Below are 12802 nucleotides of genomic sequence, written 5' to 3' on the forward strand. Positions count from 1 at the left end.
TCAATTGACAATATGCCGAGTAAAAAGCAAAGAGCGTGCCTGTTTTTAAGTTGGCCAGATTAGCTGCGGTTGAATGGCTCTAACTGCAGACTATTGCCTTGGTAGAATACCTTGCTAGGACCGTAATCGCGTGATGTTGATAGCGCCCACTGATCACCGAGAGAGAATTCGAGTCGGCTAAAGGCATTCTTGCTGACAATCACTTCGACCGATTCATTGGTTCTTGCAAGTTTGCTTTGTGCTACTTGCACATCGAATTCTCTGGCTTCGACCAGTTGTTTCTGGTCTTTGAAGAAGCTCTGACACATTTCAAGTTGCACTTGCATTTCAGCGCTTTGTTGTTGTTCTTTGATGTGTGCCATTTCTTTGGCAAGCTCGGCTAATGCTTCTTGCTCATCTGCCAGTTGCTGGCGCGCGTAGTCAAGCTCATTGAGTGAGACTTGATACTGATTGGATAAATCGACAATGGTAGGTACGCCTGCTGGCGCACCGAGTTCACCGCAAAAAAGACCTTTTCCGACTAATGTGCGGCCGCCAATTAAGGTGCCTTCCGGCGGATCTTGTAAGCCGATATGGGCACTCTCATTGCAATCTAGATGGCAATGCAATACTTGTTTTTTGACATGAATGTTCTTGCCCGCTTCGATGAGAACATTCTGCGCCATGGCGGCGACCACATCGCCTTTGGCTTTGATTTGGCAATTGTATTGATGATCGCTGCTAATATGGCCGTAAGCGCCGCCTTCAATGGTGATGTCACCTTCAGCTTCAATCACGCAGCCTTCAACATTCCCCATCACCAATACGTCACCACCAACGGTAATGCGCATGCTCTCTGCAACGTTGTGTTTGACCACAACGCTGCCACGATATTCGATATGGCCTGAGCGGTTATCGACTGCTTCAACTTCCAGTGTATCGACCACTTTCATGCCGGTGTCGGTCAATACCGGAATACCAAGCCGGTTGGCCACCAACATATTCTCGTCGCCCTCTTTGAGCTCAGAGCCTTCTTCGGCTTTTAATTCAATTTGTTTGACAGGCGGTGACGGCAAGATTGCACCGGTGACTGATATGCCGTCCTTACCAAGAATGGCAGGCACTCTTCGCATTAGCGGTGCTCCGGCATCGACAGAAATAATGGCGCCAAAATCTCTTGGGTCGACCTTGCCACTGCCAGCGGCTTGTGGCCGCAGAACGCGGTCTTTCAAGGTCGGTGTTAATTGCTCTAATCGGCCATCTTTGCCGTAAACAGGCATGGTTGCTTTGGCGATGGTGCAGCGAATTTTACGCGCGCCTTTGGTTTGCGGTTTAGAATGTTGGCTAAGGATATCAACGGCTTTTGGGTTGAGACCATGTTTAATGCCGGCTTTGGCTATGATTCGGACGACATCTTCGTGACTCAAACCCTTGCCACCTGCGGCAGGTTTAAGTTCGGCAACGGCTGAAAGGCCGCCGCCTTCGATTTCAATGGTCAGCTCAGCATCGGAAGATTGGCCTATGATGACAATGGCAGGATCGTTCGGTTTCTGTTGTGCTTTGGTCAGCAGCTGATGCAGGTGGGCAGGTTCGAATAAGCATGAAGCATACTTAGATTTACCGAGAGTAACGATGACTTCATCTAAATTTGCTTGCTGCAAACGAGACAATTGCATATGCAACTCAATGTTGTTGGTCTCTGTGTTACGGAGCAGCTTATCGTTCGACACGGTGAAAGAATTCCTATTATCGTCACAGCATTAGGCATATTGTCAGTGAAAATCTGCTTTAGCAAGAATTGGATATCTTTGTTAGTGACTTGGGTCATAATGCTGAAAATAAATTACAGGCGGATATAAAGTTATGAAGGTACTTGTCGTCGGCGCGTTCGGCACCATTGGTCGTAAACTAGTACCTGAGCTAATCCGTTCGGGTCATCAAGTCAGCGTTTCGTCGCGCGATGCGAATAAGCCGATACCTTGGCCAGAGTTGGGCTGCCGACGCTTTACCATTAATTTGCTAGAGCCCGAATCGCTTGCTGGCGCGCTCGATGATATCGAGCTCATTTATTATTTGATGCATGGCATGTCCGATGGCGAGCATCACAGTGAACGGGAAGTTAGAGCTGCTAAAAACCTGATCGCAGCGGCAGAAATCGCCGAGGTGAAACGGATTATTTATATGGGTAGCCTGGTTTCATCTCAGCCCGCTTCAGAACACATGCAGGCTCGAGTCGCCACTGGTCAGGTTCTGGCTTCTGCCAGTGTGCCAGTGACGGAAGTTCGGGCAGGGATTGTCATCGCTCCGGGTTCTGCGGCCTTTGAAGTGATGCGTGATATGGTTGGTCACTTACCGCTAGTGTTTGCCCCAGCCTCAATCGCAACCCAAGTGCCGCCTATTGCTATTCAAGATCTCATTGTTTATTTGGCTATGCTGGCGCAAAAGCCTGAGTCCGAGGGAAAGTGTTACGACGCTGCAGGCCCCGAGTGGATGAGTTATCGCGAGATGATGCAGCGAGTGGCGCATTGTTTGGGGCGACGTTGTAAAGTCGTCGGTATTCCGGGGTTACCGATTTGGCTGGCTGCTTCAGTGCTGGGTATTGTTACTTCGGTGCCAAAGTCGTTAGCTCGTGCGCTGGTGGCTGGCTTAGGTGAAAAGTTGCAAGCCAATCCTGAGCCGCTACGGGAACTCATCCCGCAGCAGCTGACATCGTTGGAGCGTGCTGTTGAGCAAGTCCTGCAAGACGAGCAAGTTGCGCATTACCCCGATCAGTGGCAAGACGGCGTCCCTACTTTTCGTAATTTTTCCCCTTTGCATGGCTTTTATGCCAAGAATGCCAATCATGCTATTGATGTCGATGCCAGCCCTGAATCCGTATGGCAAGTGATTAATCTGCTGGGCGGTAAGCATCGTTACTTTTACCTTGATGTTTTATGGGCCATGAGAGAGTGGATGGATTGGGCCATTGGGGGCCCTGGGCGTAATCATGGTCGCACTGATAGTAGTCAGCTGACCGTCGGAGAACGAGTTGATTCGTGGCGAATCCTGTCGGTGCAGCAGAATCGCCGCTTAGTGATGAAGTTTGGGATGAAGGCGCCAGGTGGCGGCGGTATGCAATTGACGGTGACGCCACTGTCAGATAATCGTTGCCGGCTGACGATTGAGCTGCTTTGGCACCCCGCAGGTTTTTGGGGCTTGGCCTACTGGTATTTCTATGCGCCTTGGCATCAATTGTTACTCAATGGCATGACTAAACGAATGGCTCAATTGGCCTGCCGTGTTGAGGCGGGAGAGCAAGCTGAGTCATTGGATTGATGCAGACTTTCGACAGAGTGTTATAGTGGCGGCGCTTAATAACTATCAGTTAGATCAAGGATAACAAAGGGACTGAACAATGGGGTTAGTTAAAACCGCACTGAAAATCGATGCCAAGCTGGGTGAGTGCCCGCGTTGGGATGAACTAACACAGACACTGTATTGGGTTGATATCGACAATTTTCGGTTGAATCAGTTTGATCCAGCAACGGGCTCAAACAACGTATTGCAGCTGGATGAAGAAATCGGTTGTTTTGCGTTAGCTCAATCGGGCGGTTTCGTTGCCGCTTTGCGTTCTGGCTTCGTCAAAATAGCTAGTATGGATGGTGGCATAGAAGCCATTGCGGATCCCGAGGCAGATAAACCTTGGCAGCGCTTCAATGATGGTCGATGTGACCCCGCAGGCCGCTTTATTGCCGGAACTCTAAACCCGAAAAAAGATGATTATAGCGGCCATTTCTATAGTTTAGACGGAGCTGAAGTTAAGCAACTGGTCGGCAATAATTGGACCTCCAACGGTGTCGCGTTTAGCCCCGATGGCACCACTTTGTATTATTCTGATACGCCCCGTCATACCGTGTTTGCCTGTGATTACGATGTCGCCACCGGAGCGGTCAGCAATGAACGAATTTTTGCTGAGTTTCCAAAAGGCTGGGGCCGGCCAGATGGCGCAGCAGTAGATAGTGAAGGCAATTATTGGTCGGCGCTATACGGTGGCGGCCGGGTGGTTCAAATTAACCCGCAGGGCCAGATTATCAACACCATTGCTGTGCCAGCGCAAAACCCAACCATGGTTGCTTTTGGTGGCAGCGATTTGAGAACACTTTATATCACCACCACTAAAGCAGGCTCTGAGGAAGAAGCTGAGCAGTACCCACTGTCCGGTTCAATTTTTTCCGTTGATGTTGATGTCGCAGGATTGGTTGAACCGCGATTTGCCGGTTAGCCGCTAAACTCCGGCGGCCGCCGACGTCGGCCCTAGGTGATAATTCACCACCGCTGCTGTCAGGCGCTGTTTCAGCGCCTGTTTTCGTTCGACAGGAGCAAAGCTAGCGTTAATGGCATTGGCGGTCAGCTGCAGCCATTGCGATTCGGTGAGGTTGAATGCGCGCTGTACGGCTAGCATGTTCGCCGTCATGTAGCCGCCAAAGTATGCCGGATCATCACTATTAATAGTAACGCACAAGCCTTTCTCTAATAACATCTTCAAGTTGTGCTGACGCAGATCGGAGTAAACCCCCAAGCGTACGTTGGATAGTGGGCATACGGTCAGCGGCACTTGGTACTGTTTGAGATAGCTCATCAGCTTAGTGTCATCACTGCAACGGACGCCATGGTCGACTCGGCGAACGTGGAGTTCGCGGATGGCCTCCCAAATATAACTTGCAGGACCTTCCTCACCAGCATGAGCAACGCGATGCCAGCCATAATCATCCGCAATATCAAATGCCTTGCGGAAACGTCCAGGGGGATTCCCTTTCTCGCTGGAATCAAGACCAATAGCAAGGATCTTGTGCTGCCATGGCTTTGCTTGTAGCAGTGCGTCGATACCATCTTGCTCAGGTAAGTGCCTGAGTAGCGACAGAATCAGGCCACTGCTAGCGCCGTATTTCCGTTGCGCATCCTCCATCGCACCGGTTAATCCTTCCATGATGGTATTCATTGCCACGCCGCGGCTGAGATGAGCCTGAGGATCAAACATGATCTCGTAATGCAGCACATGCTCTTGGTCGCAGCGGCTGAAATATGCCATCGCTAGATCATAAAAATCTTGGCTGGTCTTCAGTACTGAAGTGCCTTGGTAGTAGAGGTCAAGGAAGGATTGCAAATTATCGAACTGGTAGGCACGACGGAGTGCTTCCGGATCCGGATAAGACAGCTTCACGCCGTTGCGCTCAGCGAGAGCGAACATCATTTCTGGTTCGAGTGTACCCTCGATATGAAGGTGCAGTTCAACCTTGGGCAATTGCGCCAGAAATTGTTCCATTTCATCGATACTAATATTGGTCATATGGCCCAAGTATCGCTAATCCGGAGCAATGATCAATGGAGGCAGGTCAATAAATAGTCGGCAAAACGAAAAAGGCTCGTAACCCAATGGGTTACGAGCCTTCAAAATTTGGTGCAGAAGGGGAGACTTGAACTCCCACGACCGTTAGGTCACTAACACCTGAAGCTAGCGCGTCTACCAATTCCGCCACTCCTGCAAGTCACGCTCTTCAGCGCGGCGCGAATAGTACTTGATTTATTCAATAGCAAGCAAGCACTTTTTGCACAAATGTGCTAGAAAAACTTGATTGCGCCGTTTTTGTCGAAATGCGGTAAAGTGAGGGTGTTTGTTGTCAACGGTAGGTGGATTTATGTTAAGAACAAGTGCGGTTTGTTTGCTTATGCTGCATTCTTCAGCGTTTGCTTCCAGCTGGGAGCTGGTAAATCCGCCGTTAACGTCGCCGTTTTATGTTGGTGCGGGTGTTGGTTATGGTCAAATGGATGCCGATCATGTCGACCAAGAATGGCAAGCCAACTGGTACGTCTATGGTGGCTATCGTTTTGATACCGTTTGGGCGTTAGAATTGGCGTCGGGCAAATATGCTGATGTTGATGGCGTCAAAGACAGCACCCCGAGCGTTGCCATTGATCACAACTACAATGTCTCCGCGAGCTTGCTTGGATTTGCATACTATTCTGAATTTGCTGCCTTTTATCGTTTAGGAATTCAGTATGATGACTATGATAAAAGTAAAGTACAGCAGCAGGAAGATGATGCATGCACGCCGTGGGGTAACGGCTTGACCCTTTGTGCTGATGGCGAAAGCCAAATTAGTTATCTACTTGGCTTGGGTGCGGAATTTCCGATGTCCGATGCGCTGGTCACGCGCTTGGAATGGATCAGCCAACTGGGCGGCAGTGACTTTAATCAACACCAGGCCGTTGCCAGCCTGATGCTAAAGTTCTAACCACAACTTCATATCACACTGGTACGCAGGACTTCAGCGCGGTTGCTAAAGCGGCCATAACATCGGACCGGCTGACGACACCAATCACCCGATCATCTTCGACGACTGGATAGATTTTCGGCTTGGCCTTGACCATTTGCTGAGCCAGATCGACTAATCCCATTTCTGGGGTAACCGATAGCGGCTCGTGACTCATTACGTCTTCTACTTTTAGCGTTGTGTCGCAAAAGTATGACGCGCTGATTAGCATGCGAATACAGTCCTGCTCAGAAACAAAGCCTTTGAGCTGATGTCTGGCATTGACCACGGGGGTCCCCGTAATACCGAATTCGCGTAATAGGTCCACTGTGTTGGTTAGTGGCGATCCCACTTCAATGTGTGGATATTGCTTTTGCATGATGTCGCGAACTTGATGTTTATGAGGCATAGTTTTATCTCCCTGAGCAACATGATCCCAGTATGCGCATCATTTTGAAAAACGGCCAATTGATTTAGCGAAAGCAATACATAGGCCACATCTATTAGTATTTTGAGGCAACAAAGCCCTACTATATATGTGCCTAATATCGCTGCGCCGGTATTGTTGTTTAGCCGTTTTCTACTGCTTGCAAAGGCGGTGTTGGCGCATAGCCTTGGTTGGGGATTCTTCGGCGCGATATGAATAATGAGCTGGTGGCGCTGCGTTTGGCTTCTTTCTTCGCATCTGCCGCTAAGGCAGCAATTTCATGGTGAGAATGGCAGCCCAGCAAATCAGGTTGTACGGCGCCAATTGCTAAACCAAGGAGTGGAAAAAACTGCTCTTTACCGCTTCGCGTGCGGGCATAGACTCCACCTTGTTCAACATCGGCTTGCTCGTAATAGTGGCTGATGCGGGCATCAAAATCTTGCAGTATGAGTTCGCAACGTTGTTGCCAGTTATCAGTTGTCATAATAGCCACAAAGTCATCGCCGCCAACATGACCAACGAAATTACCAGGGCCTGCGGCGTGACTTTTCAGTAGCTCAGCAACAAGTTGGATGACCATATCGCCTCTGCCATAGCCATAAACATCGTTGTAGGGCTTAAAGTTGTTTAGATCGAGGTAAGCAAACGTGAATTCTTTTGGTTTGTGCAGCAATCGCTCTACTTCTCGATAAATTGGTACATTGCCTGGCAGCATAGTCAACGGGTTGGCATAGCGAGCGCTCTGCAGGCGTGATTCGGTAATTCGGCGCAACAAGCTGCGAACCGAGCCTAACCCTTTGTATTGCCCAGAAGCGGTGATAATGAAATGAGTACGGACGTCAAAACTCTCTTCATCGGTTACGGTTCGGCTGACTACTTCTAACGGTGTATCGGCCTCCACGACCACAGGGTTCAATTGCATCACTTGCGAAATTGGCCGGCGTTCGTTTAACGAACGGCCATAAGGGGTGGAGAATAGCTCTAACAACGTTGCGCGCTGAACGATCCCTGCTGGCACTTTACCTTCTGTTACCGCAATCGACTGTAAGCTTGGGTCGCGAAGGAAACGATCAACGACCTGACCTACCTGCACATCATGTGACACCGCTAGAGCGGGGGAGAGTAACTGGTTGGCGGTATCGCTGAGGTTTTGCAACGAGGCACTGCGTTCATTGCGAATCTTATAAACACCAACCGGCTCTAATCCTACTTCTGGCTGCGGATGACCCAGCAAGTAGCCTTGGCCATAATCAATACCCAGCTCTTGTACCTGGATCAGCTCTTCGTCAGTTTCGATGCCTTCTGCCACCACCTTCGAACCAGTCGTTTGAGCGAGAGAAACAATGCTTCGGACAAATTCTTTTTTCAGTGGGTCCGAGTGAATTTGGCTGACAAAATAGCGGTCGATTTTAATGATGTCGGGTCGCAATTCGGACCATAGTTTGAGCCCCGAAAAGCCGGCGCCAAGGTCATCAATCGCGATTAGAAAACCCAATTTTCTATAATGCTCAACGGCTTGTCTAAGGGTCTTCGGGCAGTCAACACGATGCTGTTCTGATAATTCGATAACCACTTGCTCTGGTCGTAAGCCATACTGATCGAGCAGTTCTAAAGTCCGGCCTCTGGGATGGTCTTCTGATAACAACGTGACTGGGCTGACATTGATGAACAGCAGCGCTTGAGTATCGAATTCAACAAACCGGCGAATAGCGCATAGACGACAAAGTAGATCTAGTTTTGATAGTCGTTGGGTTTGTTGAGCGACATCGAATAGTGCCGCGGGCGAATGAAGAGGACTATCAGATGGCCCGCGGCTCAGCGCTTCATAGCCAATTACAGAACCACGTCGAAGATGTACCAGAGGCTGAAACAGCGAGGTTATTTTTTGCTCGACAATGACACTGGTAAGTTCGTCATACAGCGGGTGACGTTGGCTCATGGGAAATGCTCTTGACTATTATCAAAGGGCGAAACATGACAGTAAAGTGTGACAGTTTGATTACTTGAGCTGGTTTTGAAATGACTATTTGGTTAAATATTCCAATAACTTGTTTAACCTCAATGGTGATTGGCACCAATCAATTGACGCATTGATCAATGATTGGTCACCGCGTCATCGATCGAGATCAGGGATATGTAATATTTTGTAATTATCAATGAGATGTAGTTGATATGGCGACTTATCTTTGTAGACTCCCTTAGATGATAAGCCGGTCGCTCGAATTGGCGTAAAATACACTACTTAGGACCATTACCATGACCCAAACGGATAAGTTTCACCCTGCGGTGAAAGCCATGCACGGTTTAATGGCTGTTGCCATCATTGCTGCTATTGCCATTATTTTGTATGCGGATCAAATGCCGCGCAGTCCTGAAAAGTTTGAATTGTATTTTTGGCACAAGTCGCTGGGATTACTGTTGGCGGGCTTGATTATCGCCAGATTCATTGTTGTGAAGAAATTCGGTAAACCGGCGCCACTTGGCAGTGAAATGCAGAAAACTATGGCGCAGTGGGGTCATCATCTGCTGTATTTGGCCATGGTTCTGATGCCGCTGAGTGGCCTGACCATGTCATACTCGGGTGGACACAGCATTCCATTTTTTGGCTTGTTTGAGATTCCTGGTGCCGCGGAGAAATTAGAGACCCTTGGTGGTATTGCTCATCAAGTCCATGAGATTGCTGGCAACCTATTGATCATCGCAATTGTGCTGCATATTTTGGCGGCATTGCATCATCAGTTCTTTCTTAAAGACGGCACCTTAAGCCGAATGTTTGGCCGTTAAGCGAATTGAAGAGCAATAAAAAAAGCTGGCTAAAGCCAGCTTTTTTATTGCCTGAAAATGGTTGCTACTTGAAGTAGGGGCTGTGGAAGTTGTGCAGGCTTTTCATGTACTGCACCCTGTCTTGAGCCGCACTATCGGCTTGTCGCTGTTCGCTGAGTAAACCAATGATGCTTGGAATGTCATCGCATTCATGATGCTCCATCCAGTCTTTCAGACCGCGATTCAAGGTTGTAATGTAGTCGATGCCATTGCGAATCAAACAAGAGGCTACTTGTACCGCATTAGCCCCAGACAACAGGTATTGCAGCACTTGTTCTGCGTGCTCAACGCCACTGTTACCTATGATGGAACCATTCATTTTGCCGTGCAGCAAGGATGCCCAGTGAATGCCCCAAGCACTGTCTTCTTTGTGCGATAAATGAACGTGGCGTGATAGCTCCATGCTGTCGGTATCGACCTGGGGGAGATAGAGGCGATTGAACATCACCAAGCCATCAATACCTGTTGAATCAAGCACCATTGCCAAATACCCAGGTGAGCTCAGTGTTGGCATCAACTTCATGGCCATCGGGCGCTGACAAATGGCTCGCATTTCGGTGGCAATTTCGACCAACTCATCTTCGATGTCACGGCCACTGCGCATTAGGTTAATCGGCAGGTGATACGGGTTGTATTCCACCGCATGGGCGCCGGCCTCCATCACTGCCATGGTCATCTGACTGAGGTGATCGAGGTTGGTGCCATTGAGACTGGCAATGATTGGAATATTAAGGTCGCTGGCTTGTTCGACTAACTTAAGGTAGCTGTCACGATCAACACGATATTGGGAATCGGGCTCACCATTGTTGATGCGAGATTCTTCGAATAATGAAAACAATACCACTGCGCCGGCACCAGCCTCTTGCATGGCTTCAATATTTTCAATTTTTGCAGATAACGGACAAGCGGCAACCACAATAGGGCTGGCGATGGAAAAGCCAAGATACTGGCTCGACAGTGGGTTCACAATCATTCAGCACAACCTTTGTTTTCAAGTAATTACATGTTGAGCATAGCGTGAAATAGACAGATTACATGTTGCGGCAAGCTGATTATTTCGGTTCGCTACGGTGGCGAACGCTATGCTCATTTATTATCGGTTTTGTGTTGACCTTAACTGATCTAAGTTCGAGATTGTAGATAGCTGCTGTAATCTGGAACTGTGGTCGGGTATTCCTGCTCCAACAGTGGCGATTCCATCAGGAAATCTGCTGATGCTGAATTACACGCGACAGGGATGTTCCATACCGCGGCCAAACGCAGTAAAGCTTTGACATCTGGGTCATGAGGTACCGCATCTAGCGGATCCCAGAAGAAAATCATCATGTCGACTTCGCCTTCTGCGATGAGGGCTCCGAGTTGTTGGTCACCACCCATTGGGCCACTAAGCATACATGTCACATCGATACCGGTGGCTTTCGCTACCAGAGTACCGGTGGTGCCGGTGCCAAATAATTGGTGTTTGATTAATTGTTCTTTTCTGCTGCTGACCCACTCAAGCAACGCCGCTTTCATGTGGTCATGAGCGACCAGAGCGATGCGTTTGCGAGCGGGGATAAGGCGGGTTGTTTTATCCATAATTTTCGCGCGTAGTAGTTGTGAATCTGGCGTTGAGACTACCGCTAGGTTGAACGCTTCGCAATCGCTTTTTCAATGCTTCACGCTTATCTATTGATTAGTGATAAGCTTGCCGCAGTTTATTTAAGAGGAACGTCACCGTGAGTGCCATTGATCAGGTAACTGGCTATTGGAAAACATTTTTTGCTGAGCAGCTAGAGCAAGACTACATGAAAGTCTTGAGTCAGTTTCTGCGTGAACAGAAGCAGCAAGGGCAGGTTATCTATCCCGCCAGCGACAATATCTTCAAGGCGTTTGAATGGACGCCGCTGGAGCAAGTCAAGGTCGTTATCATCGGTCAGGACCCTTATCACGGCCCGGGTCAGGCCCATGGCTTGTCCTTTTCGGTGCCTGCGGGAGTTGACCAGCCGCCATCGTTAAAGAATATCTTTAAAGAACTGAATCGTGATTTGGGGATCACTGCGCCCAACCACGGTTGCTTAGAAGCTTGGGCCAAGCGCGGTGTACTGTTATTAAACAGCGTCTTGACGGTACCCGATGGCGCCGCTGGAGGCCATCAGAAAAAGGGGTGGGAACAATTTACCAATGCCGCACTGCAAGCCATTAATGATCGTTGTGACCATGTTGTATTCCTGAGCTGGGGCCGTTTTGCTCATGGCGTCTGTGAACAGATTGATGTCAATAAGCATGCAGTGATCAAAACTTCTCACCCGAGTCCTTTGGGTGCAAATCGGGCCGGCAAAGACTTTGCCTCGTTTGTAGGTTCTGGCTGCTTTTCTCAAGCAAATCGGTGGCTTATGGAACAACAAATCGCTCCAGTGAACTGGCAGATCGATTGACATTAGCGGTGATTGACGTAATTTTATGCAAACTTGAGCTGGCTCATTCAGCATAGTTACTACCCTAAATATAATAACCACCAGACCTACAACTCATCGTCGTAGCCTGACTGCGCGTTGAAGCCAATGATTGGCGGGAGAGAAATGCATGATCTTAGATATCATCCACAAGGAGCACGTCAATATGACGATGCTGCTGAAGTTCCTCAATGCAAAACTGGAAGACTTGCGGCAAGAAAAAGATATTCGTTACGATCTGATTAAAGATATTGTCGAGTACCTCCACGAATACGCTGATAAGCATCATCACCCTTGTGAAGACATCATTTACAACTACTATCTTGAGCAGAAAAAAGGCGAGAAAGTGGCTGATGGGGTTCACAAGCTCGCCGAGCAACACATCAAAATTTCTGCGCTGACAGAGCAGTTATGTGACATGACGGAAATGATTTTGATGGATGCGGTGGTGCCACAACAGCAGTACATCGATATTCTGGCTGAGTTTTTAGACGTCCAGACCAGCCACCTCAATTACGAGGAAGACCATATTCTTCCAGCGTTGCGTGACGAGCTAACAGACAGCGACTGGCAAGCGATCCTCGCCTTATTACCATATGAGGGTATTGAAGACGTTGATTCCCTAAAAGAGTTGGCCCGCAAGTCCGATCCGCTATTTGGCGACAACGTCAAAGAGCGGTACCAATCGTTGCGAGACAACCTTGGCGCCTAATCGCAGGCAATAAAAAAGCCCCGTTTAGCGGCAATGCTGTTCACTTAAGAGGAGCGGCATTGCGGTTTACCGGATAACGGGTCTTGGATATTTTCACCGCCCTAGGCCTTGACGGCCTAGGGCGTTTCTCTATGAA

The 12802-nt window shown here is 48.9% G+C and carries 12 protein-coding genes and 1 tRNA gene; 6 read left to right on the plus strand and 7 right to left on the minus strand.

Annotation, left to right across the window (positions count from 1 at the left end; translation table 11 throughout):
• Positions 1–59: 59 nt before the first annotated feature.
• Positions 60–1709, minus strand: a complete 1650-nt coding sequence (locus CBE68_RS16710) for a DUF342 domain-containing protein (protein WP_087507243.1) — start codon at positions 1707–1709, stop codon at positions 60–62.
• Positions 1710–1842: 133 nt separating this feature from the next.
• On the opposite strand from CBE68_RS16710, the gene CBE68_RS16715 reads away from it, so the two are divergent.
• Entirely contained in the window at positions 1843–3294 is a 1452-nt protein-coding gene (locus tag CBE68_RS16715; RefSeq protein ID WP_087507244.1) for a DUF2867 domain-containing protein, read from the plus strand.
• 79 nt (positions 3295–3373) lie between these two features.
• Positions 3374–4240, plus strand: coding sequence for an SMP-30/gluconolactonase/LRE family protein (locus tag CBE68_RS16720; RefSeq protein WP_087507245.1), 867 nt, complete (start codon positions 3374–3376; stop codon positions 4238–4240).
• Positions 4241–4243: 3 nt separating this feature from the next.
• Here CBE68_RS16720 and CBE68_RS16725 read toward each other — a convergent pair whose 3' ends face one another.
• Both CBE68_RS16725 and CBE68_RS16730 read right to left on the minus strand, forming a co-directional pair.
• Positions 4244–5305, minus strand: coding sequence for an adenosine deaminase (locus CBE68_RS16725; RefSeq protein ID WP_229744791.1), 1062 nt, complete (start codon positions 5303–5305; stop codon positions 4244–4246).
• A gap of 109 nt (positions 5306–5414) precedes the next feature.
• Positions 5415–5501: transfer RNA gene (locus CBE68_RS16730), tRNA-Leu, on the minus strand.
• A gap of 153 nt (positions 5502–5654) precedes the next feature.
• Here CBE68_RS16730 and CBE68_RS16735 point away from each other — a divergent pair.
• Positions 5655–6251, plus strand: a complete 597-nt coding sequence (locus tag CBE68_RS16735; RefSeq protein WP_087507246.1) for an outer membrane beta-barrel protein — start codon at positions 5655–5657, stop codon at positions 6249–6251.
• 13 nt (positions 6252–6264) lie between these two features.
• Here the strand turns inward: CBE68_RS16735 and CBE68_RS16740 are convergent, their stop codons facing one another.
• Together CBE68_RS16740 and CBE68_RS16745 are read right to left on the minus strand one after the other, a co-directional pair.
• Positions 6265–6678 carry a CBS domain-containing protein gene (locus CBE68_RS16740; RefSeq protein WP_229744792.1) on the minus strand — a complete coding sequence of 138 codons (414 nt, stop codon included), beginning with the start codon at positions 6676–6678 and terminating at the stop codon, positions 6265–6267.
• 160 nt (positions 6679–6838) lie between these two features.
• The gene (locus tag CBE68_RS16745) at positions 6839–8635 is read right to left on the minus strand and encodes a GGDEF domain-containing protein (protein ID WP_087507247.1); all 1797 of its coding nucleotides are present in this window, start codon (positions 8633–8635) and stop codon (positions 6839–6841) included.
• A 317-nt stretch (positions 8636–8952) separates the two neighbouring features.
• On the opposite strand from CBE68_RS16745, the gene CBE68_RS16750 reads away from it, so the two are divergent.
• Positions 8953–9480 carry a cytochrome b gene (locus tag CBE68_RS16750; protein ID WP_087507248.1) on the plus strand — a complete coding sequence of 176 codons (528 nt, stop codon included), beginning with the start codon at positions 8953–8955 and terminating at the stop codon, positions 9478–9480.
• 64 nt (positions 9481–9544) lie between these two features.
• On the opposite strand, the gene CBE68_RS16755 is transcribed toward CBE68_RS16750, so the two are convergent.
• Positions 9545–10492 carry a beta/alpha barrel domain-containing protein gene (locus CBE68_RS16755; RefSeq protein WP_087507249.1) on the minus strand — a complete coding sequence of 316 codons (948 nt, stop codon included), beginning with the start codon at positions 10490–10492 and terminating at the stop codon, positions 9545–9547.
• 149 nt (positions 10493–10641) lie between these two features.
• The gene (locus CBE68_RS16760) at positions 10642–11097 is read right to left on the minus strand and encodes a methylglyoxal synthase (protein WP_087507250.1); all 456 of its coding nucleotides are present in this window, start codon (positions 11095–11097) and stop codon (positions 10642–10644) included.
• Between the two features lie 140 nt (positions 11098–11237).
• Here CBE68_RS16760 and ung point away from each other — a divergent pair, with 140 nt between their 5' ends.
• On the plus strand, positions 11238–11936 hold the full coding sequence (ung, locus tag CBE68_RS16765) for a uracil-DNA glycosylase (RefSeq protein ID WP_229744793.1): 699 nt from the start codon (positions 11238–11240) through the stop codon (positions 11934–11936).
• Between the two features lie 148 nt (positions 11937–12084).
• Entirely contained in the window at positions 12085–12666 is a 582-nt protein-coding gene (locus CBE68_RS16770) for a hemerythrin domain-containing protein (RefSeq protein WP_087507251.1), read from the plus strand.
• The last annotated feature ends 136 nt before the right edge of the window (positions 12667–12802 follow it).

It is taken from the genome of Neiella marina, assembly GCF_002165625.1.
Lineage (GTDB): Bacteria > Pseudomonadota > Gammaproteobacteria > Enterobacterales > Neiellaceae > Neiella > Neiella marina.

Coding starts and splice junctions, on each gene's coding strand:
- CBE68_RS16720 (WP_087507245.1), top strand. CDS start 3,374: ATGGGGTTAGTTAAAACCGCACTGAAAATCGATGCCAAGCTGGGTGAG.
- CBE68_RS16735 (WP_087507246.1), top strand. CDS start 5,655: ATGTTAAGAACAAGTGCGGTTTGTTTGCTTATGCTGCATTCTTCAGCG.
- CBE68_RS16750 (WP_087507248.1), top strand. CDS start 8,953: ATGACCCAAACGGATAAGTTTCACCCTGCGGTGAAAGCCATGCACGGT.
- CBE68_RS16770 (WP_087507251.1), top strand. CDS start 12,085: ATGATCTTAGATATCATCCACAAGGAGCACGTCAATATGACGATGCTG.
- CBE68_RS16760 (WP_087507250.1), bottom strand. CDS start 11,097: ATGGATAAAACAACCCGCCTTATCCCCGCTCGCAAACGCATCGCTCTG.
- CBE68_RS16740 (WP_229744792.1), bottom strand. CDS start 6,678: ATGCCTCATAAACATCAAGTTCGCGACATCATGCAAAAGCAATATCCA.
- CBE68_RS16715 (WP_087507244.1), top strand. CDS start 1,843: ATGAAGGTACTTGTCGTCGGCGCGTTCGGCACCATTGGTCGTAAACTA.
- CBE68_RS16725 (WP_229744791.1), bottom strand. CDS start 5,305: ATGACCAATATTAGTATCGATGAAATGGAACAATTTCTGGCGCAATTG.
- CBE68_RS16755 (WP_087507249.1), bottom strand. CDS start 10,492: ATGATTGTGAACCCACTGTCGAGCCAGTATCTTGGCTTTTCCATCGCC.
- CBE68_RS16745 (WP_087507247.1), bottom strand. CDS start 8,635: ATGAGCCAACGTCACCCGCTGTATGACGAACTTACCAGTGTCATTGTC.